Genomic DNA, 19,747 nt, shown 5'->3' with positions numbered 1-19,747 from the left:
CAGTAAATTCAAGTTGCTTAGGAATAAAAAAAGCGCGGCAATTTGCCGCGCTTTTTTTTGAAATCATTGTGAACGAAGTGGAGGAATCTAAATATGACTGATATGAGACATCCAGGTAGTTACCGTGAATGCATAGAAGTGACTTTCAAATATCACTGCCGGTGAAGCGGAGCGGTCTTCTTATCTGATTATTTATTCAAAATCAGTTCTGAGGTAAAGCCTCTCCACCTTTTCTCTGGCCCATGGAGTCCTTCTCAGGAATTTAAGACTGGATTTAATAGAAGGCTCGCTTTTAAAACAATTGATGTTGATTCGATCGGCAAGGCCATCCCAACCATAATGTACTTCCAGCTTTTCTAAGATCGTAGCCAGTTTTACTCCGTGTAAAGGATTGTTTGGTTGCGATTCCATAATTTTATCTGACTTTAATGTTAGTTATAGTGATCCGGAGATTTTAGAATTGTCAATTAAGCTTATACTTTTTTCACAAACTTCGTAAGTATCACGATCTGCTGTCCTTCCACTTTACCTTCGATCTGCTCAGGATTATCATGGACTAAAGAGACCCTTCTAACTGCAGTTCCTCGTTTAGCAGTTAAACTGGAACCTTTTACGTTGAGGTCTTTGGTTAAAACAACCGTATCACCTGATTCGATCACAGCGCCGTTGCTATCTTTATGAACTATTGAATTTTCAGCCTTTGGCTCCTGAATACCGGCTTTTGCCCATTCCTTTATATCATCTTCCATATACATAATATCCAGTAGGTCCTGTGGCCAGCCTTCAGATTTTAACCTGTTAAGCATTCTCCAGGCCATTACCTGAACTGCAGGCACGGTACTCCACATACTATCATTTAAACAACGCCAGTGATTTGGATCTGCTTTTTCGGGATCTTCGGTTTGTTCCTTACAGGTTTCACAAATTAGGATACTGCTGTCAATTCCATTTTCAGGTGAATGCGGGGTCCCAAAAACATCCAAATTATCTTTAATTCCACATAGTTCACAGGTGGAATCACTTCTTTGCCTTAAGCTTTCTTCAATATTCATCATTGCTGAATTAAGCCTCAAAGATAGCTCAAAGCCTTGTTCTAATGGTTAGATTTGAAAAGAATTCCCGGGGGGGCATCCGCCTATTAAAAACTTAACTTTCATTCTGAATATAAGCCATTACACGCTTTTCGAGAATGGGTAAAGTGACTACTCCCTCTTCCAGGATCACTTCATGAAATTTCCTGATATCGAAACTGGCTCCCAGAGCCTGTTCTGCTTTTTTTCTAAGTTGACGGATCTTGAGTTCCCCTATCTTATAGGAAACTGCCTGTCCCGGCCAGGAAATATATCTGTCTACTTCGGTATTAATCTCGTGGATAGATAGAGCGGTGTTCTTTTTCATGAATTCCACAGCTTGTTCACGTGTCCAGCCTTTTGCATGTATTCCGGTGTCTACAACCAGTCGGCATGCCCGCCATTGCTCGTAAGTGAGTTTTCCGAAAATTTCATAGAGGTTTCGGTAAATACCCATTTCTTCCGCAAGGAATTCAGAATATAATCCCCAGCCTTCCCCAAAAGCAGAAATATAGAAGTTTCTGCGAAATTCCGGAATGCTGTCTCCCAGCTCATTGTTCAGGGAGATCTGAAGGTGATGCCCGGGAACTGCTTCATGTGCAGTGAGGGAAGGCAGAACATATAAAGGTCGGCTAGGCAGGTCGTAAGTGTTCACCCAGTAATAACCCGGCTCTGTTTCATTGCTGGCACCAATATATCTTCCGGTGGTGTATTTTGGAGCTATTGCTTCTGGGACTTCAGCCACCCCATATGGTTTACGCGGAAGTTTAGTAAAAAAGGCCGGCAACCTGGCATCTATTCTCTTAGCAATATCTCTGGCTATCATAAGAAGCTCTTCCGGAGTTTCTGCATAAAATCGTTCATCTGTCCGCAGATAGTCAAAGAATTCGGGAAAACTGCCTTCAAAGCCTGTTTCAGCCATTACTTTTTTCATTTCAGAATTGATCCTTTCGACTTCAGAAAGACCAAGCTCATGAACTTCATCGGCACTCATATCCAGAGTGGTGTAATACTCCAGAAGATAATCATAGTATTCTTCTCCTTTGGGAAGTTGTGAAGCTCCAAGGGATTTTCTTGTTTGGGGGAAATACTCGGTTTCAAAGAATTTCTTGATCCTTCTGAACTCGGGAATTACATTTCTGGTGATCACTGTTTTTGCGGCTTTCCTTACCGAATCTTTTTGCTGTTCTGTAAGTGTGGACGGTAAGTCTTCAAAAGGTTTGTAGAAATAACTTTCCTTATAATCATCAACGATCTGACTGTCGTAAGTATTCTCATAACCTTTAAAGATAACCAGCGGCTGGGTGATACCTTTTTCAAGGCCTTCTCTCAGTAATGCGAAATGCTGATCAACATATTCTGGAATTGCATTAAGTTTATTCAGATAGGCTTTAACCTGCTCGTAATTATTAAGATTCCTGATATGATAGTTCAGACTTAAATGAAAGCCGGCGTCAGAAAGCAGCGGATTCAGATAGGCTTCATATTCATAAGATTTAACGGTATGCCTAAGGTCATATTTTAAAAGTGCCGTAGAAATTTGCTGGGATTCAGAAAGTGTTGAAACGCCAAGCCTGTTTAGCTGTTCAAGAAGGTCCCTGGCGAATTTGGCTTCCTTCTGATAATGAGCTTTGGTATATAGGCCTAGTGGGTGTTCCAAACGTTTGAATGGTTTATGATCTTCAAACTTTTTAATGATGCTATCGAGTTCCTTCGCATCGTTTTGGGCGGTAAGAGGTGCAATTGTAAGCAGTAAAAGGCTAAAAACTATTAGGAGGTAACGCATACGAGAAATTTTCCTAAATATAATTAATTGCCCAGAATGCGCTTCCAGAGTTTGGGAAGAAGCTCCCTGGCATCTTCGATTTCTTTTTCAGATTCCGTCGCCACGAGTTCTCCATGTTCTTCATGCAGCTTGTAGCTGAAAACAAAAGGAGCATCATTATCTGTTATGTCCATTTTTCCGAAGCGAAGATCATTGAAATACAGCTCTTCGTTCTCCTGGGATAAGGTATACCAGCCCTTGCTGATCCGGATAAGCCTGTGCAGGTTCTCGTTATCGTTCCAGTCCCCGGCCAGCTCATAATTTTTGGGAACACTGTAAAAGCTTATAGGCTGAGTGTCAAAAATGGAATAATACCCAATAAGAAATTCATCCTCGGTTTCTACATTTGCCGACCATAGAATGGAATTCAAAGGGGCAGGTCTGGTGTCCATGCGCTGGTAGTCTATTTGCTGATCTTCCAGGGCCGCTTCAAATTCCTGGTAAGTATAAAGTTTCAGGGCGGGAGTAATGAGAAGAAGGTAAATACAGCTAATAATAATTCCGAGCCTGTTATATTTTGCCCGTTTTGGATCGGTTCTTTTTCTGCGCATTGCCAGAATAAGGAAGACAAGAAATGGGAGCGTGTAAAGCGGATCTATGACAAAAATATTTTTATAAGCGAGCCTTATGTCGAATGGCCAGAAGAGCTGTGTCCCCCATGTGGTATGCGCATCCAGTAGCGGGTGGGTGAACAGCCCCCAGAACATTAACCAGGACCAGTTCTTCCAGGAGACCTCCGGATTATTTTCAATTTTAGAAATCAGCCATCCGAAGGCCGGTGCGAAAATGATTGAAAAAACAATAGAATGTGAGAATCCCCGGTGCATCTCGATGGCGGTAATCGTATCAAAAAAGTTACCAACAAAAGTGTCCAGGTCCGGGATTGTTCCGGCAATGGCTCCGTAGAGCATGGCTTTGTTCCCGGCTTTCTTACCAAGCACAACTTCACCTACGGCTGCTCCTAATACGATCTGGGATAATGAATCCATATCTGGCAAATATAATAGCTATTTATAGAACGCTTCAGTAGTGATACTCCTTCGTATTGATCCTCAGTCATTCCGAGCGAAGCGAAGGAATCTCATTCCTCCACGATCTTCATCTTCCTGAGCAAAAATGAAGCATTCATATTCCTGCAAATCCCGGTTTTAAGTTGATAGTCAAAATGGAGTTCATCGTTTAGGATCTCGGCATCAAAATAGAAATTCTTCACCTGTTCCAGTTCCTCGCTGATCTCACAAAGACTGAGGTCATGAGTGGCAATAATTCCTGTGGACCTGCTGCCTACGAGTCTTTGAACAAATTTTCTGGAGCCGATCGCCTTATCGGTACTATTGGTTCCTTTAAGTATCTCATCAAGGATGATGAAGTAATTCTCTTTTTCAATTTTGTCTACTATGAACTTCAGCCTTTTTAATTCTGAAAAGAAATAAGATTCATCATCTCCCAGCGAATCACTGGTACGCATACTGGTTATGAGCTTAATTGGTGAATAACTGCAGCTTTCCGCGCAAACCGGAAGACCTATGTTAGACATGACGATCTGAAGGGCCACAGTTCGCAAAAAGGTACTTTTTCCGGCCATATTGGCCCCGGTGATAATAAAGAACTGTTCGCCATCGATTTCAAAATCGTTGTTTACTCTTTTATTTGGATCCAACAGCGGATGTCCAAGATTTGTGGCTTTTATGCCTTGTTTTTCAGGCAGGATTTCAGGGAAATGATAATGTGTATGATTAAATGCGAAATTCCCGAGACTATTATACGCGTCTGTTCTTTCCACTGCTTCAAACCAGTGTTCTACCGCAGTATGGTGATGTTCTATCCATTTTTCGAGTCGGTAGCATTGTCTAAGGTCCCACAGGAAGAATCCGTTGGCGATGATTCCGAAGAGAAAATTATTACGCTGATCCAGTGCATCTATGGCCTTTGAGAATTCATGAAGGATTACGGAAGCTTTTTTTGATTCAGATTTGATGGAATCCTTGAGTTTGACCATCAGTTCAGATTCAAATTCCTCATTTTCGATGAAAGCTAGTAACTGATGATATTGCTGAAAGGTATCCTGAACCTTACTTACATTTGAGGAAAGGTTATTAATTTTTTTAAGGAAATAACCAGTAATGATCACCCCAATTAAAAACCAGAGGAGCACTTGGGAGAAACCTATCTGTTCGAAATAATAGGCCAGGAAAACCACAACTGATAAGACTGAAAATACTGCTGGAAACCATTTAATATACTTCGGCACAAAACTTTTATAATTCCTTATCCAGTGAAGTATTGTTTTTGAATCGGTTTCTGTTTTTACCAGTTTTGCCGTCGCGGTATATTGTTGTCTCCAGTCGGCCTTTGAGGACAGTTCTTTTACTGCTTCCTGTTTCCTTCTTATCCTGTCTATCCTGTTGGCCAGAAGAATTCTCGCCAGTCTTGCCTTTCCCTCCTGCAAGGCAGTACGGTTGAGATACTGGAAAAACGATTTCCTTCCGAAAAGATCAATATCCCTGCTGAATGCATGCCCCTCCACATCGAATTCCTTCCCTTCCGGAAGCATTGAAAAATCTCCTGTTTCCAGTATTTTTAATTCCTGTTCATTGAGGTCAATTAGAGCTTCTGTCTTTGCTCTTTCCTTTTTAAGGTCAGTGTGCCGGGAAATAAGGAAAATGAAAACTGCGATCAATACGATCCCTAGAGGGATCAGAATTGTTGCATTTCCGAAGAAAAAATAGACCGCGAAACAGATTGCGAGAAAAACGAGCAGCCTAAAAAAGCTGGAGAAGACCAGTTTTTTGGAAAGCTGTCTTCTAACTTGTGTATAATTCGATTTTCGGTTGGTATAAAATTCAGTTGGGTTCGTCATTAGAGGTCTTCAAATTCTTTCTTCAATTTTTTGGAAAGGCTATTTACTACCAGTTCATAGGAATGGTTAATAAGTCCGAATACAAGTTCCGGGTTGAGACGGTTATCCAGAACAAGGGTATTCCAGTGTTGTTTGTTCATATGATAACCCGGGAGTATGGATCCGTCATATTCTTCACGAAGCTCGATGGCACGGTCAGGATCACATTTCAGGTTTGCTCTTAGCGGAATTTCGTCAAGGGATACTATGGAAAATATCTTGCCCATAACCTTGAAGACAAGATTGTCCGGGCCAAACGGCAAATGTTCGGTCACTGCCTTTTTGCTGAGACAATAGTTCCTGAAGGTGTCTATATTCATGATTATTCTAATAAATGATTTCTCACTGCGTTCGAAATGACTTAACAGAATAGAGTCATTCCGAACCCGATGATTCGGGTGAGGAATCTCAGGTTTTCTGTTCCTTTATCCTGTTAGGTTCCTTGCTTTCAATGGTCAAAGCCGTATAATCAAGCTTCCAGCCTATTGTTTCCACAATCTTTTCCATCAGCAATATGGTGTCTAAAGCTTCCTTTCGGGCCTTATCCAGGAGTCCGCTCTGGGGGATCTTATCCACAATATGCTTTTTCGCGTCACGATTTATGTCTGTAAGGTCTGAGGTTGTAAAGGGGTTTGCCCAGCCTTCTCGTTTATCGTAATATTTAAAATCGGTTTCTACCGTTAGCAATTCCGGTTGTGGGAAATTGGTCAGGATGATTTTCTTATGCTGGTTATCACTTTCCATCCGGATCTTGCTGAGATCGAAACCTACATGTGCTTTGGCATTTACCAGCACGATAGCCTTTTTCTTCCCTAGGAAAAGGCTTAGGTACTTTTCTTTCATATTCTCATAATGATAGATCTCAGAAAAGTCACCTTCTACCGTGATGAACTTACAAACGCTTTTGATCTTATCCATAAGAACAACCGACTGTTCGCTGGTCTTCATTCTTGAGCGTTCCCTGTTAAAACGCGCGAAAATGAAATAAGCCACTACAGCACCTACGGCCAATCCTATAAAAAGTAATTCCATATTATTTTCCTATTTCCCCAAGATGGGTAAATTTAAAACCTTTTTCGTATTTGAGACCATAACCAAGCATACGATCAAAACCGGAATGGGCAAAAAGGATAATTCCTGCTATTTGCAATGCTTCATTCCCCGTGAGAATTCCTAAAAGCCCGATACCGATAGCAATTCCTTTATGATGAAAGATATTATAGGAGAAGGCTCCAATTTGCTTATTTACCACATATCCCAGCATCCCAATATCGGGAACAAAAAACAGGGCTACAAACCACCACCAGCTATAATCGAGGATACTGAAGGCCCAGACTCCCAAAAGCAGCATGGCCAGTTCTTCCAGTTTTAGTACAACATTCATTTTTAAAGTATTTTATAAAGTACCGGCTTACAGGGAGCCGCATCATTCTCGAAGGAAGCCGGCTGAAGGCTTAGAAAATAATCTCCATCTTCGATCTTGTTGGGAACATAAATAAGTTCAGTTATCGTGGCGTCAAAGCGAGTGTTCTTAGGATAATCCCAGAAAGCTTTATGAGCTAATAATTCTCCACCATCCTTTTCCTTATCAACCGATGGCTGATCGGTTAGCAGATGTTTGATCCCTTTTTCGCGAAGAAAGGCTGCCGCTTCTTCTTCAATATAGGGCCAGTTAGAATTTGAATGATATTTTGAGATCTTCCCGATATAGTTTGGCAGGGATCTTATAATTAGTGCCTCAAAATTAACCTTGCCCATTATGTTTTCGATCATCTTCCTAGTGATCACCAGATCATTTCCTTTTTTCTCGGGTTCTACCGAAATTAGTTTAGCCTTGAAAAAGAAAGTTTTTAAATGCTGCTGAATGCTATGGAAATTATTGCTGATATGGCCCACGCATTCGGTATGCGTCGCATGCGCATGTGGGTTGAACCAGATATTGTTGAAGTTCACCGAAGAACCCTCGCTAACCTTTCCTATAAAATTTCCATCCTGTACCGGTGTTATTTCCGGATGTTTTAAATACCAAGCCATGGGATTTTTATTATCACCCCGAAGACTGATTGAAATATCCAGGGGACGGGAAAAATCGATATTATAGGAATTGCCATTATGGCTGATAGTAGCAAGCATTTAATTTAGATTGGTCAGCACAAATTTATGATTTTTCATTTATCAATATGAAAAAGTTCTGAAGCTATACCATCACTCAGGAATTTGCCTTTCTGAGTAATATGAAAAGATTCATTTTCTTTTTTCATAAGATCGTCTTTGAGAAATTTAGCCGAATTCTTAAGGAAATGTGATACATATTTCTCACCAAATTGCTCCTGGAGGTCTTTCAATTCCACCCCAAATTTGGTTCGCAGACGGGTCATTACAAATTCATTGTACTGGTCGGTAATGGAAAGTGTTTCGGATTCCTGCGGAATCTGATCCTTTTCCATCGATTTTATATAGAGTGTATTATTGCTGATATTCCATTTCCTGGAATTTCCGTCAAAAGAATGAGCCGAAGGTCCTATTCCCAGATATGGTTTTCCCATCCAGTAACCCATATTGTTACGTGAGTGATAACCAGGTTTTCCGAAATTAGAGAATTCATAATGCTCAAAACCATTCGATGTTAGTGTATTGACCAAAATCTCGAATTGCTCACGATATTGATCATCATCTACCGGTTGCACTTTGCCTTTTTCTATGAACTTTTCCAATGCCGTTTTTGGTTCCACCGTGAGGGCATAACTTGAAATATGTGGGATTCCCAAATCAAGAGCAGTCTGAAGGTTTTCTTTCCACTGTTCGTTTGACTGTCCCGGAATTCCGTAAATAAGATCAATGGAGATATTATCGAAATATCGCTTTGCATGTTTTAATGAACTCAATGCTTCATCTGAATTATGAGCCCGGTTCATCAATTGCAGGTCTTCCTCAAAAAATGACTGTACTCCAATGCTCAGTCTGTTAATAGGCGACTCACTTAGCATTTTCAGTTTCTCTTGTGTAAGATCATCCGGATTTGCTTCCAGGGTGATTTCCGCATTTTCAGATACTTTAAAATTTTCAAAGATCGTCTGGAAGATATGCTCAAGTTCTTCTTTGTTCAGCAGGGAAGGGGTGCCACCACCAAAATAAATGGTTTCAATTTCTTCAGGATCCAGTTCATTTTTTCGCAATACAAGTTCACGGCCTAACATTTCAACCAGTTGTGATTTTTTCTTTGTTGAAGTCGAGAAATGGAAATCACAGTAATGACAGGCCTGTTTGCAAAAGGGGATATGTATATAGATTCCGCTCATCATTTGAAGATTTGAAAATTATTCAATTTGAAAATCTAATTCTCAAATTTTCGAATTCTCAAATTGTCTCATTATTTAATTTTATTCGGATTCTGCTTAACAAAAGCATCCCAGCCGGTATAGCTTTTTCCAATATCAGTTTTGCCCGAATTGTAGAAATGGCAAACCGCTGCGGCAAGTCCGTCGGTGGCATCAAGGTTTTTTGGAAGTTTACCAATGTTAAGCTGACTTTGAAGCATTTTAGCTACCTGCTCTTTGCTGGCACTTCCGTTCCCGGTGATCGCCATTTTTATCTTTTTAGGAAGATATTCTGTTATCGGGATCTGTCTGGAAAGCCCTGCTGCCATGGCAACTCCCTGGGCCCTTCCCAGTTTTAGCATAGACTGGACATTCTTTCCAAAGAATGGAGCCTCGATCGCGATCTCGTCCGGATGATAATTGTCTATCAATTCGATCGTTCGTTCAAAGATCAGCTTTAGCTTTACATAATGATCCTTGTATTTACTCAGTTGAAGTTCATTCATCTGGATAAAACTCATCTTTTTGTTTTCGACCTTAATGAGACCGAAACCCATAATCGTTGTTCCGGGATCGATTCCAAGAATGATCTTTTCGCTTTTCAAAACTGATTTTTCCGAAGATTTGCTCACTAAAAATTCCTAATTTGGGACTTTCACAAAGCTACATAATTCTGCTTTGGCAGCATTAAACTAAGCGGTCATGCTTTTACTTATTTTCCTTGTGCTTGTAACAGCCGGCTATTTGGGTTTAATAGCGAGCCTGATCTATGGCTGGAAAAGACTGCCCGATTTTAACTTAAAGAAGCTTAATGCGGAAACAGGCTTCACCATTATAGTGCCATATAGAAATGAGGCTGAAAACCTTCCGGGTCTTTTCAAATCACTTTCTGGATTGCATTATCCTCTGGATAAGTTTGAAATCATCCTTGTGAATGATGAATCACAGGATCAGTCCAAAATATTATGTGAAGAATTTCAAAAGAACTTTCCGGAAATGAAGGTCAAAATTCTGGAGAATATCAGAAGATCGGTTTCGCCAAAGAAAGATGCTGTGTACACTGCCATAAATTCGTCTGATTTTGATTTTATTGTGACTACAGATGCCGATTGCATAGTTCCGCCAAACTGGCTTCGGGGCTTTGATCAGGAAATTTTCGAGAAAGGTTCTAAACTTATTGCCGGTCCGGTGGGATTTATTCAGGGAGCAGGAAAGAAGAAAGCCCTATTCAATAGTTTCGAAGAAATGGATTTTATGAGTCTTCAGTCTACCACCGTAGGTAGCTTTGGTATTGAAAAGCAATTTATGTGTAATGCTGCGAACCTGTGTTACGATAAAAATGCGTTTTTGAATAATTCCGGTTTTTCCGAAAATGAAAATATTGCCAGTGGGGATGATGTTTTTCTGCTTCAAAAGTTAAATAAGAAAGGTCTGAAGCTATCTTTTTTGAAATCGGAAGAACTAATTGTTCTTACCAGGTTACAGAAAAACTTAAGTGGACTAATAAACCAAAGGCTCCGCTGGGCGGCCAAGGCATCAGCCTATAAAAGCTCATTTGGAAGGTTTACGGGAATCATAGTTTTTCTGATGAATCTATTATTGATCCTCTACGCCGGTCTCGCTTTTTTAGAAGTTATATCCTATCAGTATGTAATGCTTGCTTTTTTACTCAAATTCAATGCTGATTTTATCCTGATCTACAAGGCGGCGAAGTTTTTTAAAAGAGAAAACCTGATGAGAAGTTACTTTTGGTGCAGTATTGTGTACCCTTTCTTTTCTGTGTATGTTGCAGGGCTTTCACTTTTTAACGGTTACGAATGGAAAGGCAGAAGATTCAGGAAATAGGGATAATTGAGAATGGAAAATCGAGATTCCTTCGTTTTGCTCGGAATGACATTTAATGTCACTGCGAGTGAAACGAAGCAGTCTCAATAATTAGGAAGCCTTTATAAATAAAAACTCTTAATATGAATTATTATATACTTTTTTATGAATTAACAGATAATTACCTCCAGGAACGTGGGCAATACAGAGCAGAACATCTTGGCCTGGCTAAGGAAGCGGCTCAAAACGGAGACCTCGTGCTGGGAGGGGCCCTTGATGAGCCGGCTGATCAGGCAGTTCTTGTTTTTCGGGGGCAAGATGATAATGTTGCAAGTACTTTTGCTAAAAACGATCCTTATGTTAAAAACGGACTCATCAAAGAATGGAAGGTGAGAAAGTGGAACGCAGTTGTGGGAAGTAAGTTTGAGAACGACTAAGTTATTAATCAAACAGATGATTCCTTCGGCTGAGCCTCGGAATGACTTATACGAGTCAATACGATCCCGGTCGCTATCGGGAGAAGTAGTCTATAGATGACATTCGTAATTCGTACTTCCAAATTCTAACTTCCATTTATTCCGCTTTCACTACTATGGGCATCTTAAATACTGTTGAAACCGGGATCCCCCGTTTGCTGGCAGGATAGATCTTTGGAAGTGAGTCTATACTTTGCCGTAGCCATTTTTCAATATCGGGGAGTTGATTGGTTATGGTGGTATCTACCTTTACAGAATCTATTTGTGGCTGTCCCTCTTTAGTGATTTCCAGATAAATATAAAGTGTGTCATTGATGCTTTCGGTCACTACGGGCTGCTGACTGGCTAGAAATGAATAAATAGTCCTGGCAATCTTACTTTCAAAGCAATTTTTCGCAGCGGTTAGCTCGGTTTTATTCTTACATTCTTCAAATGCAGGATACTCATCTACTTCCTTCCAGTTAAGGGAACGACTCTCCTGCTCCAAAACCTCTTCTGAAGAGATCTTTTTAGTTTCAAAGTTGCAGGAAGCGATGATAAGAATTAGTACAGGCAGTAAAGATTTTCTCATTGACAATCCGCTTACGGATTTCAAAAATAGTGAAATATAGCAGCTTAGGAAAAAATACTATTCAGAAAGATGTATCTCCTTTTTAAGTTCGCTTATACGGTATTCTGACATTGCGATCATTTGTGCGTTGCCAATGTCTTTGTACCGGTCCAGATAATCGCGATAATAATTCAGTATAGATTTTTTATCTTCAAAAAAAGCATCGGCCGCAATCGCCCTTTCCAGCAGTGCTCTTTCGTTATCCGGGTTCTCCTCCAGGGCCATTTCAAAGTAATTGAGCGCCTTTTTATAATCTTTCATTTTTTTATAGGTAAGTCCAAGACTTAAGAATTCCGCATCCACCGGTTGTTTTTTAATGAGGATGGACATTAAAAGATGCTGTTCTGCTTTTTCCGGATCTCCCAGCTGATTATAGATCTTGCCTAGATTGTAATGAGTGGCGCTGTTCCGGTCTTCGAGGTCCAGTGACTTCTTAAAATTTTCCGCGGCCATGGCCAGGTCACCTGTCCTGTAATAGGCAAAGCCCAGTCTGTCATAAATGAATTCAGATTCCTCTCCCAGGTCAATCAAATTTTCATAAACCGGAATGGCCTTTTCATACTGACTGGAAACAGAATAGGCCTGGGCCAGGATGGATAAAAGCGATACATTGTTTGGTGCTGCTTGAAGACCTTTTTGACTTAACTCTATCGCATTACTGAATTTGTTACGTCTCATATGGGTCCTGGCAACTTTATAAATTGCAGCCTGGTGAGTTGAATCCAGTCCTATGGCGCGATAATAAAAATGCTCCGCCATTTTATCTTTCTGCCTTTCCCTGATAAGTCCCATTCTATACTGAAAATTGGCATTCCGGGGATATTTATCGACCAGACGTCCAAACAGGCTGTCAGCTTCTTTTAGCTTACCGGTTTCAATAAGTAATTCCCCGTAATCTATTGCAGTGAGTATTCTGTCAGGATTCATATCCAGTACTTTCCTGTAATTCTTCAAAGCTTTAGCATCCAATCCCTTTGCTTGTTGATATTGTGCCAGTTTCAGGTAGATTCTCTCATTCTTTGTTTCAATATTTTCCAAAAGCTGAATGGCTTCATGGTGGCTCCCTACCGCAGCAAGGCTGTCGGCGACAGATAAAACCGGAGTCTGGGCCCCGACCTCGACCCGAAAAAAAATGAAACAAAGTATGATTAAAGTTACTCTACTCACCTACTTTAAATGCTATTGGTAAAGAATACATAACGCTAACCTTTTTGCCGCGATGTTTTCCCGGTTCCATTTTAGGAAGACTGGCAATCACTCTTTCAGACTCCCTTTCAAGTTCAGGGTGTGGTCCACGGGATTTGATATCGGTAATATTGCCGGTTTCATCAATTCTAAATTGTACGATTACTCTGTTTATTCCGGTCAACCCAAGCTTTTTTCCTAATGAGGTGTCGAAGTTTTTGTTTACGAACATTGAAATTTTTCTGCTCACGCAGTCTTTTTGTTCTTCGCCCGAGGCAAGACCTTTACATTCAGGAAAAACAGGGACCTGGTCTATTAAACCAAAAGGAACCTCTTTCTGTGAGGCCAGGTCATTATCAATTTTTATCGGCTTCATGTCATGTGGGCGTTTCTCTTCACTGGAGCCAGGTTGTAAGTTCATGTACATGATATAAGAATCTCCATCAGGAAAACTAACCTCCATTTTACGATAGCCTGAAGGTACTTCCTCACCTGCCGGATGTATAGAATAGGTTATCTGGTCAGCTTCTATAGTTGCCCAACTCACATAATCTGGATTATTTAAAAGGAAGTCTTCATATTTTGTATGAGCAGCTTTATTTTGAGTGGTCATTTCTTTCCCTTTTGTCAGCGTATAACCAAACTCTGGAATACTGGAATCAGTTGCGCCGATTTCAGTGGTATTTTCTGAACAGGCCACATAAGTGAGCATGGCGAGCATTAGCGGGATGATGACCAGGAACTTAAATTTCGTAATGGATCTGGATTTGTCTTTCTGTAACATGATGATTCGTTTTTTGATTAATGAATGATTAAAAAATTGACTGGTGAAAGAAATATCTTTTGTACTGAAAGCACTATTCAGCATTTGCTCGAAATAGGTCTTCTTTGGAATTTTTTTCACAACCTCACTATCTGCAATGAATTCGTGAAGTCCTGCGATCCTTGACTGGTAGATATAGATCAGGGGATTAAACCAGAAGAGGATCTTCATTATTTCAAAGAAGATAAGGTCGTAACTGTGTTTTTGTTCGACATGTACGAGCTCATGAGCCAGTATTTGATGTCTTTCTTCTTCTGAAAGCTGATCCCCCAGAAGAACAGTATTGAAAAATGTACAAGCAATAGCAGAATCAGGAACTTCCACGATCCTTAAATTTTCTTCCTTTAGTTTCCTTCCGGATCGGAATAGATTTTTAAGATAACTGTATTTCCTGAAAAATAGAATGGAACTTATAAGCGCACCTATAGCATAAGTAATGAACCACCAGTTTGGCTCCCATCCACCTTGAGCGTTTATCACAATCAAAGGTAAATTCTGAGTGTAAATAACAGGATCCCGGGTGATAATTTCCGGAAGAACGATCCTGGCGTTTGACGGAACGGCCTCCACTAGAAATTCAAGTCGTAACCATGGGATTATAAAAGCAAGAACAGGCGTTAAGAGCAGATAGGCTCTATTGTAATTAAAAAAGGTTTCCTTTTTCAAAAACATTTCATAAACCATTAGGAATAACAGCTGAAAGAAGAGGACCTGTAAAAAATAATGTAACATCAGTCTTCGTTTTTATTAATTTCGTTCATAATGCTTTCAAGCTCCTGTGCACTCAGATCATTCTTCTTCATGAAAAAGCTTACCATGCTCTTAAAAGAACCGTTGAAATAATTGTCCATAAGCTGGGTGATACTTTGGTTGCTATAGGTTTCTTTTTCCAGTACAGGAAAATATATATAACCCTTTCCTTTCTGCCGGTGATCGACGAAACCTTTATTTTCCAGGATGCGTACAATTGTGGAAACCGTATTGTAAGCCGGCTTGGGTTCAGGCATTTCTTCGATGATCCCGGCAACATTTGCTTCTTTTAATTCCCAAAGAATCTGCATTATCTCTTCTTCGGCTTTGGTAAGTTGTTTCATGACAATGATGAATTTATTGGTGCTAATATAAACTAAAAAATTAGTTTAAACTAATAATTTAGTTAATAAATTATGATTAAGTTGTTTATCTTCGTTGTCGTTATAAATCTGAATGAATGGAAATTATCTTATTTATAGTAGCCGGAATATTTATGCTGCTAGGGGTGGCCGGAAGCGTTCTGCCTGTTCTGCCTGGTGTTCCGCTTAGCTGGATTGGTTTGCTAATCTTTTATTTAATCCCCGGAATAGGTCTCAATTATTTGTTTCTTGGTATTACCCTGGGCGTTACCATTCTTATTTATATACTTGATCTTATTGTGCCGGCATTGGGAACGAAGAAGTTTGGGGGAAGCCGTAAAGGGATGATCGGTGCGACCATTGGTTTAATAATCGGGATCTTTGCTCCCTTTCCATTTGCTATTCTTATCTGTCCTTTTCTGGGGGCATTTATAGGGGAGATCCTGAACAAAAGCGGTTCCCGAACTGCCGGGAAAGCAGCCTTCGGTTCATTTATAGGACTACTGGCTTCCAGCTTTATGGAGTTCATAGTTACTTTTGCCTTTCTGATCTTATTTCTTTATCAGTTCTGGAGCTATAAAGAGATCATTTTTTGAAACCTATTCATATAGATCTTCCAGATCGGCCTCATGCAATTCCTGAAGGAAACCTGCTATAATCTCTGTCGTTTTCCTAAAGAATCTTTCTCCTTTTTCTGCGGAAGCTGCTTTTGGATTGCCAACTCCGGTATCTTCTGTTACTTTGGTCCATTCTCTTTGAGTGCTTACCCAGCCTTCTTTTAATCCTTTTAATTTGAAAGATTTTGCCTGGGCCTCTCCTGCTTCCTCCAAAGGCAGGCATAACTCAGGTTTTAAATGCATTACTGCAGAGGTTTCAAGTTCGCCTGCGTGATCTCCCGGTTCCTGGAAGAATTCATTAGCATTGGTAGCCTGCCACCAGTTCAGGGTACAGATGAAAACCTTCGGGAAGTCCAGACTCAATTCCCTGATCATTTGCTTAAAATTATTTCCGCCATGAGCATTTATGATTACAAACTTTTGAATTTTATGGTGATCCAGTACCTGGACAATATCCTTAAGAACTGCATACTGGGTGCTCGGATTCATATTCATACATAGTTTAACGTCTATCTGTCCTGTATTCACCCCAAAAGGGATGGTAGGTAAGACGATTGGTCTTGCCTTATTCTTCCAGGCGATTTCCGCAGCCTGTATGGCCGATTCTTCTGCAAGGATATTATCGGTGGCATAGGGAAGATGATAATTATGAGCCTCTGTAGCTCCCCAGGGCAGGACCGCGGTGCTGTAATTCTCGTTTTTCACCTGTTTCCAGTTAGTTTCGGCAAGTACATAAGGTCTTATAGCTTTTTTCATGATCGTGTTTTATGGTTGCACTAAAATAATGAAGTTTAAAAGATTTAGGCCTGCCCGTTTATAATCTTATTTTTGTATAAATTCTGTAGAATGCTTGATTTTATTGTTGTTGGTGGAGCTCAGGCTGGTTTGGCTATGGCCTATTACCTGAATAAATTAAATGTGGATTATCTGGTTGTGGACAAGGAAAGTGAAATCGGAGCTTCCTGGCTCAACCGTTGGGATTCGCTTACCCTATTTACTCCATCTGAATTCAACAATATGCCCGGCATGGAATTTCCCGCTGAAAAAGGCCATTATCCATCTAAGACCGAGGTTGCCGATTATTTCAGGAATTACGTGGATAAATTTAAGATTCCCTTTCGGCTGAACACACTTATTGAGAATATTTCTCACGAAGGTGACCATTTCGTGCTTAAGAGTCCGCAAGGAGACCTATTGTCCAGGAATGTGGTGATCGCAACCGGACCTTTTCATATTCCCTATACTCCGCCTTTCTCTAAAAAGATAGATGAGAATATTTTCCAGATACATAGTAATTATTATAAAAACCCTTCGCAGTTGCAGGAAGGCAAGGCTATGGTGGTTGGAGCCGGAGACAGCGGATTTCAGATCCTTGATGAGGTCTCCCAAGACGATAGACAGGTTTATTTTTCCGGTACTACAGATGTTAAGGTCCTACCCCAGGAAATCCTGGGAAAAACATTGTGGTGGTGGTTTACAAAAATAGGCTTCCTTAGCTTTAGCCGCGATACCTGGTTAGGGAGAAGGCTGAGTAGATCAAGGCAGCCGGTTATTGGTACAGATGTAAAGGGTATATTGAAAAGGAAGAATGTGGAAGCCGTTGGGAAAACAAAAAATGCTGAAGGAGACCTGATCTTTACGGAAAAGAAAAAAATCGATGATCTGAAAAATATAATCTGGGCTACCGGTTACCGGCCTAATTTTAACTGGATAGAAGGGCTTGAACTATCAAAAGATGGTTATCCTAACCACTACAGGGGAGTTAGTAATATAGAAGGCTTGTATTTTATAGGCCTTCCATGGCTGCATACCAGAGGATCAGCTACTCTTGGAGGAATAAAAAAGGATGCAAGATATTTATATAATTATATTTCTGAACTGGATAACAATTAAATATAAAAGTTAAAAATCAGGATAAGTATTTAGAATTTAACATATATTATGTAAATTTATTAAGGTATAGAGCAAAACTATACCTTTTTTATTTTTTATATGGTACAAATGAATAAGGTTTTATCCTATATAATTATTCCCCTTCTGGTTAGCATAATTTGCTCCCAGCCTGTATGTGCACAGTTTTATCAAACCACTTCTGCTTCTGTGCGATTCTACTCTTCAGCACCTGTCGAGGATATTGAAGCAATTTCAAAGGAAGGAGTCTCGGTTATTAATTCTGACAATGGCGATATTTCCTTTAAGGTGAAAATGAGATCTTTTCGTTTTGATAAGGCATTGATGCAGGAGCATTTCAACGAAAATTACATGGAAAGCGAAAGATTTCCCGATGCCATCTTTAAGGGGAAAAGCACAAAAGAGATAGATATTTCCTCTACCAGGCCCCAGAAAGTGATTTTTAAAGGAACTTTTACGGTGCATGGTGTGAGTGACCAAAGAGAGCTGCCGGTAACGATACAAATGAGCAGTGATGGAAAAATTATGTCTCTTAATTCTGAGTTCAAGGTTAAATGTAAAGACCACGATATTAAGATTCCTAAAATATTATGGCAGAATATTGCCGAGGTAGTAGATGTATTTGTCAAAGCTGAATTTAAAATCATATCCCAATGAAAAAAATATTACTCTTTCTTTTTATCATGATTTATGGGTTTGTCGGTGCTCAGGATGTAGACAGCATTATGGCAAACATTTCAGAACAAAAAGATTATAAGACCCAGGCGACATTTAAAAGTCCCCGGCTGGTGCTTCTTCAAACAAATGAGACTCAAAAGGCAAAGAATCTTGCCTTCTGGGTTGGCCACAGGTTTGGTGATATTGGTGGGGAATTTGGAAGTTCTCATACATTATACGGACTCGATTTTGCAACAGATCTTTATTTAGGTTTTGATTATGGGATTACCGATGAGCTTACGGTAGGAATTGGAAGAAGCAAGTTCAATGAATCTTATAGTGCTCTTGTTAAATACAGGTTACTGTGGCAGGAAGAGGAAGGATTGCCTTTTTCTGTAACCTTATTTGGACAGAGTAGCTGGATCACCCGGGAGCCGTTCTCAAATAATGAATTTCAGGATGAGGGAGATCGCATTAATCATTTCTTTCAGGTCATAATAGCCAGGAAATTCACGCCGGGAATTTCCTTTTTGCTTAGTCCCGGCTATTTTTTGAGGCCGGAAGCACAGGTGCAGGACGTGGGTGATGAGCAAAATCTTTTTGTCCTGGGAATTGGAGGACGTTTTAAGATACTTAAACGGGTTTCCATAATCACTGATTATACCTTCGTAAATGGTTTGAGCAGACCCGATGATCTACAGACCGATTATCATAATCCTTTTGGAGTGGGAGTTGAGATCGAAACGGGTGGACATGTTTTTAGTCTGAATTTCCAGAATTCCCGGTATATCACTGCAAACAACTTTATTCCGAATACTACCAAAAGCTGGTCTGATGGTGGAGTGAGATTTGGGTTTGCGATATCAAGGAATTTCAACCTGGGACCTAAAGAAAGAAATGATTATTAAAATATCACCTAACTAAATATCACCATTATGAAAAGAGGAGAATTTTTAATTTCTACGGGAAAAGGAGTGTTATTAATGTGTTCCGGATCCTGCATGCTCGCCAGTTGTAGTTCTGGCGATGATGGCGGTGGTACTCAGCCACCGGGCAATGGAGGGCCTACCACGGTAAGTGTAAGTCTGTCCGGTTTAAGTGAGGTGGGGGCTCAAACCACCAAGAGCGGAGTGCTCTTTTTTAGGATAGGAGAGGGGCAGACCACCAGTGATTTTGTAGCTACCGAAGCTGTTTGTCCGCACCAGGGAGGACAGTTGGTATGGGAGCAGGAAAATGGTTATATAGAATGCCAGTTACATTTTTCGAGATATGAATCCGATGGTGATACCATTAGGGGACCTCAGAATGCAGCTGGAACTACGAGAGACCTGAAAGTCTACGCCATTAGTATTAGTAATGGAAATCTCATTGCCACTGTGAGTTGATACTGTTTTTTTAGTGGGTTTTCATAAATTCAGAAT

At 40.2% G+C, this 19,747-nt stretch carries 23 protein-coding genes; 7 read left to right on the top strand and 16 right to left on the bottom strand.

All coding sequences use genetic code 11. The features are described from left to right. Positions 1 to 192: 192 nt before the first annotated feature. The 11 genes from LU635_RS08415 to ruvC form a co-directional block, all read right to left on the bottom strand. A complete protein-coding gene (locus tag LU635_RS08415) occupies positions 193 to 411 on the bottom strand; it encodes a VF530 family protein (RefSeq protein ID WP_240098102.1) in 219 nt (72 codons plus the stop codon). A 62-nt stretch (positions 412 to 473) separates the two neighbouring features. Continuing rightward, a complete protein-coding gene (locus LU635_RS08410; RefSeq protein ID WP_240098112.1) occupies positions 474 to 1,052 on the bottom strand; it encodes a PhnA domain-containing protein in 579 nt (192 codons plus the stop codon). A gap of 94 nt (positions 1,053 to 1,146) precedes the next feature. Beyond that, positions 1,147 to 2,856: a DUF885 domain-containing protein gene (locus LU635_RS08405; RefSeq protein WP_240098100.1), complete on the bottom strand. Its 1,710-nt coding sequence runs from the start codon at positions 2,854 to 2,856 to the stop codon at positions 1,147 to 1,149. 23 nt (positions 2,857 to 2,879) lie between these two features. Further along, a complete protein-coding gene (locus LU635_RS08400) occupies positions 2,880 to 3,884 on the bottom strand; it encodes a metal-dependent hydrolase (RefSeq protein ID WP_240098098.1) in 1,005 nt (334 codons plus the stop codon). Between the two features lie 92 nt (positions 3,885 to 3,976). After that, positions 3,977 to 5,755 carry a MutS-related protein gene (locus tag LU635_RS08395; RefSeq protein ID WP_240098096.1) on the bottom strand — a complete coding sequence of 593 codons (1,779 nt, stop codon included), beginning with the start codon at positions 5,753 to 5,755 and terminating at the stop codon, positions 3,977 to 3,979. After that, positions 5,755 to 6,114 (bottom strand): MmcQ/YjbR family DNA-binding protein, encoded by a 360-nt coding sequence (locus tag LU635_RS08390; RefSeq protein WP_240098094.1) that lies wholly within the window; start codon positions 6,112 to 6,114, stop codon positions 5,755 to 5,757. Before LU635_RS08390 ends, LU635_RS08395 begins: the two co-directional genes overlap by 1 nt. An 88-nt stretch (positions 6,115 to 6,202) precedes the next feature. Beyond that, positions 6,203 to 6,826 carry a DUF4230 domain-containing protein gene (locus tag LU635_RS08385; protein ID WP_240098093.1) on the bottom strand — a complete coding sequence of 208 codons (624 nt, stop codon included), beginning with the start codon at positions 6,824 to 6,826 and terminating at the stop codon, positions 6,203 to 6,205. A gap of 1 nt (position 6,827) precedes the next feature. Beyond that, positions 6,828 to 7,178 carry a DUF4260 domain-containing protein gene (locus tag LU635_RS08380; RefSeq protein WP_240098091.1) on the bottom strand — a complete coding sequence of 117 codons (351 nt, stop codon included), beginning with the start codon at positions 7,176 to 7,178 and terminating at the stop codon, positions 6,828 to 6,830. A gap of 2 nt (positions 7,179 to 7,180) precedes the next feature. Further along, the gene (locus LU635_RS08375) at positions 7,181 to 7,927 is read right to left on the bottom strand and encodes a cyclase family protein (protein WP_240098089.1); all 747 of its coding nucleotides are present in this window, start codon (positions 7,925 to 7,927) and stop codon (positions 7,181 to 7,183) included. A gap of 35 nt (positions 7,928 to 7,962) precedes the next feature. Next, positions 7,963 to 9,093: a radical SAM family heme chaperone HemW gene (gene hemW / locus LU635_RS08370; RefSeq protein ID WP_240098110.1), complete on the bottom strand. Its 1,131-nt coding sequence runs from the start codon at positions 9,091 to 9,093 to the stop codon at positions 7,963 to 7,965. A 71-nt stretch (positions 9,094 to 9,164) separates the two neighbouring features. Continuing rightward, complete coding sequence (gene ruvC, locus LU635_RS08365) at positions 9,165 to 9,716, bottom strand: crossover junction endodeoxyribonuclease RuvC (RefSeq protein WP_240098109.1); 552 nt, start codon at positions 9,714 to 9,716, stop codon at positions 9,165 to 9,167. A 97-nt stretch (positions 9,717 to 9,813) separates the two neighbouring features. Here ruvC and LU635_RS08360 point away from each other — a divergent pair, with 97 nt between their 5' ends. Together LU635_RS08360 and LU635_RS08355 are read left to right on the top strand one after the other, a co-directional pair. Further along, positions 9,814 to 10,956 (top strand): glycosyltransferase family 2 protein, encoded by a 1,143-nt coding sequence (locus LU635_RS08360; protein ID WP_240098087.1) that lies wholly within the window; start codon positions 9,814 to 9,816, stop codon positions 10,954 to 10,956. A gap of 122 nt (positions 10,957 to 11,078) precedes the next feature. Then, positions 11,079 to 11,372: a YciI-like protein gene (locus LU635_RS08355; RefSeq protein WP_240098085.1), complete on the top strand. Its 294-nt coding sequence runs from the start codon at positions 11,079 to 11,081 to the stop codon at positions 11,370 to 11,372. 136 nt (positions 11,373 to 11,508) lie between these two features. Here the strand turns inward: LU635_RS08355 and LU635_RS08350 are convergent, their stop codons facing one another. Genes LU635_RS08350 through LU635_RS08335 form a run of 4 tightly spaced genes read right to left on the bottom strand, consistent with a single transcriptional unit; the run spans position 11,509 to position 15,123 of the window. Further along, positions 11,509 to 11,982 carry a hypothetical protein gene (locus LU635_RS08350; protein WP_240098083.1) on the bottom strand — a complete coding sequence of 158 codons (474 nt, stop codon included), beginning with the start codon at positions 11,980 to 11,982 and terminating at the stop codon, positions 11,509 to 11,511. A gap of 57 nt (positions 11,983 to 12,039) precedes the next feature. After that, complete coding sequence (locus LU635_RS17265) at positions 12,040 to 13,188, bottom strand: tetratricopeptide repeat protein (RefSeq protein WP_240098081.1); 1,149 nt, start codon at positions 13,186 to 13,188, stop codon at positions 12,040 to 12,042. Then, entirely contained in the window at positions 13,181 to 14,761 is a 1,581-nt protein-coding gene (locus LU635_RS08340) for a M56 family metallopeptidase (protein WP_240098079.1), read from the bottom strand. Before LU635_RS08340 ends, LU635_RS17265 begins: the two co-directional genes overlap by 8 nt. After that, positions 14,761 to 15,123, bottom strand: coding sequence for a BlaI/MecI/CopY family transcriptional regulator (locus LU635_RS08335; protein WP_240098077.1), 363 nt, complete (start codon positions 15,121 to 15,123; stop codon positions 14,761 to 14,763). The genes LU635_RS08340 and LU635_RS08335 overlap by 1 nt, the downstream gene beginning before the upstream one ends. Before the next feature lie 116 nt (positions 15,124 to 15,239). Between LU635_RS08335 and LU635_RS08330 the strand changes: the two genes are divergently transcribed. Next, positions 15,240 to 15,737 (top strand): DUF456 domain-containing protein, encoded by a 498-nt coding sequence (locus tag LU635_RS08330; RefSeq protein WP_240098075.1) that lies wholly within the window; start codon positions 15,240 to 15,242, stop codon positions 15,735 to 15,737. A gap of 3 nt (positions 15,738 to 15,740) precedes the next feature. Here the strand turns inward: LU635_RS08330 and LU635_RS08325 are convergent, their stop codons facing one another. Beyond that, on the bottom strand, positions 15,741 to 16,514 hold the full coding sequence (locus tag LU635_RS08325; protein ID WP_240098073.1) for a creatininase family protein: 774 nt from the start codon (positions 16,512 to 16,514) through the stop codon (positions 15,741 to 15,743). 90 nt (positions 16,515 to 16,604) lie between these two features. Here LU635_RS08325 and LU635_RS08320 point away from each other — a divergent pair, with 90 nt between their 5' ends. The 4 genes from LU635_RS08320 (at position 16,605) to LU635_RS08305 (ending at position 19,711) form a co-directional block, all read left to right on the top strand. Continuing rightward, positions 16,605 to 17,651 carry a flavin-containing monooxygenase gene (locus tag LU635_RS08320; protein WP_240098071.1) on the top strand — a complete coding sequence of 349 codons (1,047 nt, stop codon included), beginning with the start codon at positions 16,605 to 16,607 and terminating at the stop codon, positions 17,649 to 17,651. Positions 17,652 to 17,759: 108 nt separating this feature from the next. Then, positions 17,760 to 18,326 (top strand): YceI family protein, encoded by a 567-nt coding sequence (locus LU635_RS08315; RefSeq protein WP_240098069.1) that lies wholly within the window; start codon positions 17,760 to 17,762, stop codon positions 18,324 to 18,326. Next, the gene (locus tag LU635_RS08310) at positions 18,323 to 19,234 is read left to right on the top strand and encodes a DUF5777 family beta-barrel protein (protein WP_240098067.1); all 912 of its coding nucleotides are present in this window, start codon (positions 18,323 to 18,325) and stop codon (positions 19,232 to 19,234) included. The genes LU635_RS08315 and LU635_RS08310 overlap by 4 nt, the downstream gene beginning before the upstream one ends. 27 nt (positions 19,235 to 19,261) lie before the next feature. Then, complete coding sequence (locus LU635_RS08305; protein ID WP_240098065.1) at positions 19,262 to 19,711, top strand: QcrA and Rieske domain-containing protein; 450 nt, start codon at positions 19,262 to 19,264, stop codon at positions 19,709 to 19,711. The last annotated feature ends 36 nt before the right edge of the window (positions 19,712 to 19,747 follow it).

The sequence above is a fragment of the Christiangramia crocea genome, from assembly GCF_022410465.1.
Classification (GTDB): Bacteria; Bacteroidota; Bacteroidia; order Flavobacteriales; family Flavobacteriaceae; genus Christiangramia; species Christiangramia crocea.
The sequence above is the reverse complement of the archived record's forward strand: the minus strand, read 5'-3'. Positions and strand labels throughout refer to the sequence as shown.

What these genes read in the sequence shown, in the direction of transcription:
- LU635_RS08415 (WP_240098102.1), bottom strand. Translation starts at nt 411, where the DNA reads ATGGAATCGCAACCAAACAATCCTTTACACGGAGTAAAACTGGCTACG.
- LU635_RS08410 (WP_240098112.1), bottom strand. Translation starts at nt 1,052, where the DNA reads ATGAATATTGAAGAAAGCTTAAGGCAAAGAAGTGATTCCACCTGTGAA.
- LU635_RS08405 (WP_240098100.1), bottom strand. Translation starts at nt 2,856, where the DNA reads ATGCGTTACCTCCTAATAGTTTTTAGCCTTTTACTGCTTACAATTGCA.
- LU635_RS08400 (WP_240098098.1), bottom strand. Translation starts at nt 3,884, where the DNA reads ATGGATTCATTATCCCAGATCGTATTAGGAGCAGCCGTAGGTGAAGTT.
- LU635_RS08395 (WP_240098096.1), bottom strand. Translation starts at nt 5,755, where the DNA reads ATGACGAACCCAACTGAATTTTATACCAACCGAAAATCGAATTATACA.
- LU635_RS08390 (WP_240098094.1), bottom strand. Translation starts at nt 6,114, where the DNA reads ATGAATATAGACACCTTCAGGAACTATTGTCTCAGCAAAAAGGCAGTG.
- LU635_RS08385 (WP_240098093.1), bottom strand. Translation starts at nt 6,826, where the DNA reads ATGGAATTACTTTTTATAGGATTGGCCGTAGGTGCTGTAGTGGCTTAT.
- LU635_RS08380 (WP_240098091.1), bottom strand. Translation starts at nt 7,178, where the DNA reads ATGAATGTTGTACTAAAACTGGAAGAACTGGCCATGCTGCTTTTGGGA.
- LU635_RS08375 (WP_240098089.1), bottom strand. Translation starts at nt 7,927, where the DNA reads ATGCTTGCTACTATCAGCCATAATGGCAATTCCTATAATATCGATTTT.
- hemW (WP_240098110.1), bottom strand. Translation starts at nt 9,093, where the DNA reads ATGAGCGGAATCTATATACATATCCCCTTTTGCAAACAGGCCTGTCAT.
- LU635_RS08360 (WP_240098087.1), top strand. Translation starts at nt 9,814, where the DNA reads ATGCTTTTACTTATTTTCCTTGTGCTTGTAACAGCCGGCTATTTGGGT.
- LU635_RS08355 (WP_240098085.1), top strand. Translation starts at nt 11,079, where the DNA reads ATGAATTATTATATACTTTTTTATGAATTAACAGATAATTACCTCCAG.
- LU635_RS08350 (WP_240098083.1), bottom strand. Translation starts at nt 11,982, where the DNA reads ATGAGAAAATCTTTACTGCCTGTACTAATTCTTATCATCGCTTCCTGC.
- LU635_RS08340 (WP_240098079.1), bottom strand. Translation starts at nt 14,761, where the DNA reads ATGTTACATTATTTTTTACAGGTCCTCTTCTTTCAGCTGTTATTCCTA.
- LU635_RS08335 (WP_240098077.1), bottom strand. Translation starts at nt 15,123, where the DNA reads ATGAAACAACTTACCAAAGCCGAAGAAGAGATAATGCAGATTCTTTGG.
- LU635_RS08330 (WP_240098075.1), top strand. Translation starts at nt 15,240, where the DNA reads ATGGAAATTATCTTATTTATAGTAGCCGGAATATTTATGCTGCTAGGG.
- LU635_RS08325 (WP_240098073.1), bottom strand. Translation starts at nt 16,514, where the DNA reads ATGAAAAAAGCTATAAGACCTTATGTACTTGCCGAAACTAACTGGAAA.
- LU635_RS08320 (WP_240098071.1), top strand. Translation starts at nt 16,605, where the DNA reads ATGCTTGATTTTATTGTTGTTGGTGGAGCTCAGGCTGGTTTGGCTATG.
- LU635_RS08315 (WP_240098069.1), top strand. Translation starts at nt 17,760, where the DNA reads ATGAATAAGGTTTTATCCTATATAATTATTCCCCTTCTGGTTAGCATA.
- LU635_RS08310 (WP_240098067.1), top strand. Translation starts at nt 18,323, where the DNA reads ATGAAAAAAATATTACTCTTTCTTTTTATCATGATTTATGGGTTTGTC.
- LU635_RS08305 (WP_240098065.1), top strand. Translation starts at nt 19,262, where the DNA reads ATGAAAAGAGGAGAATTTTTAATTTCTACGGGAAAAGGAGTGTTATTA.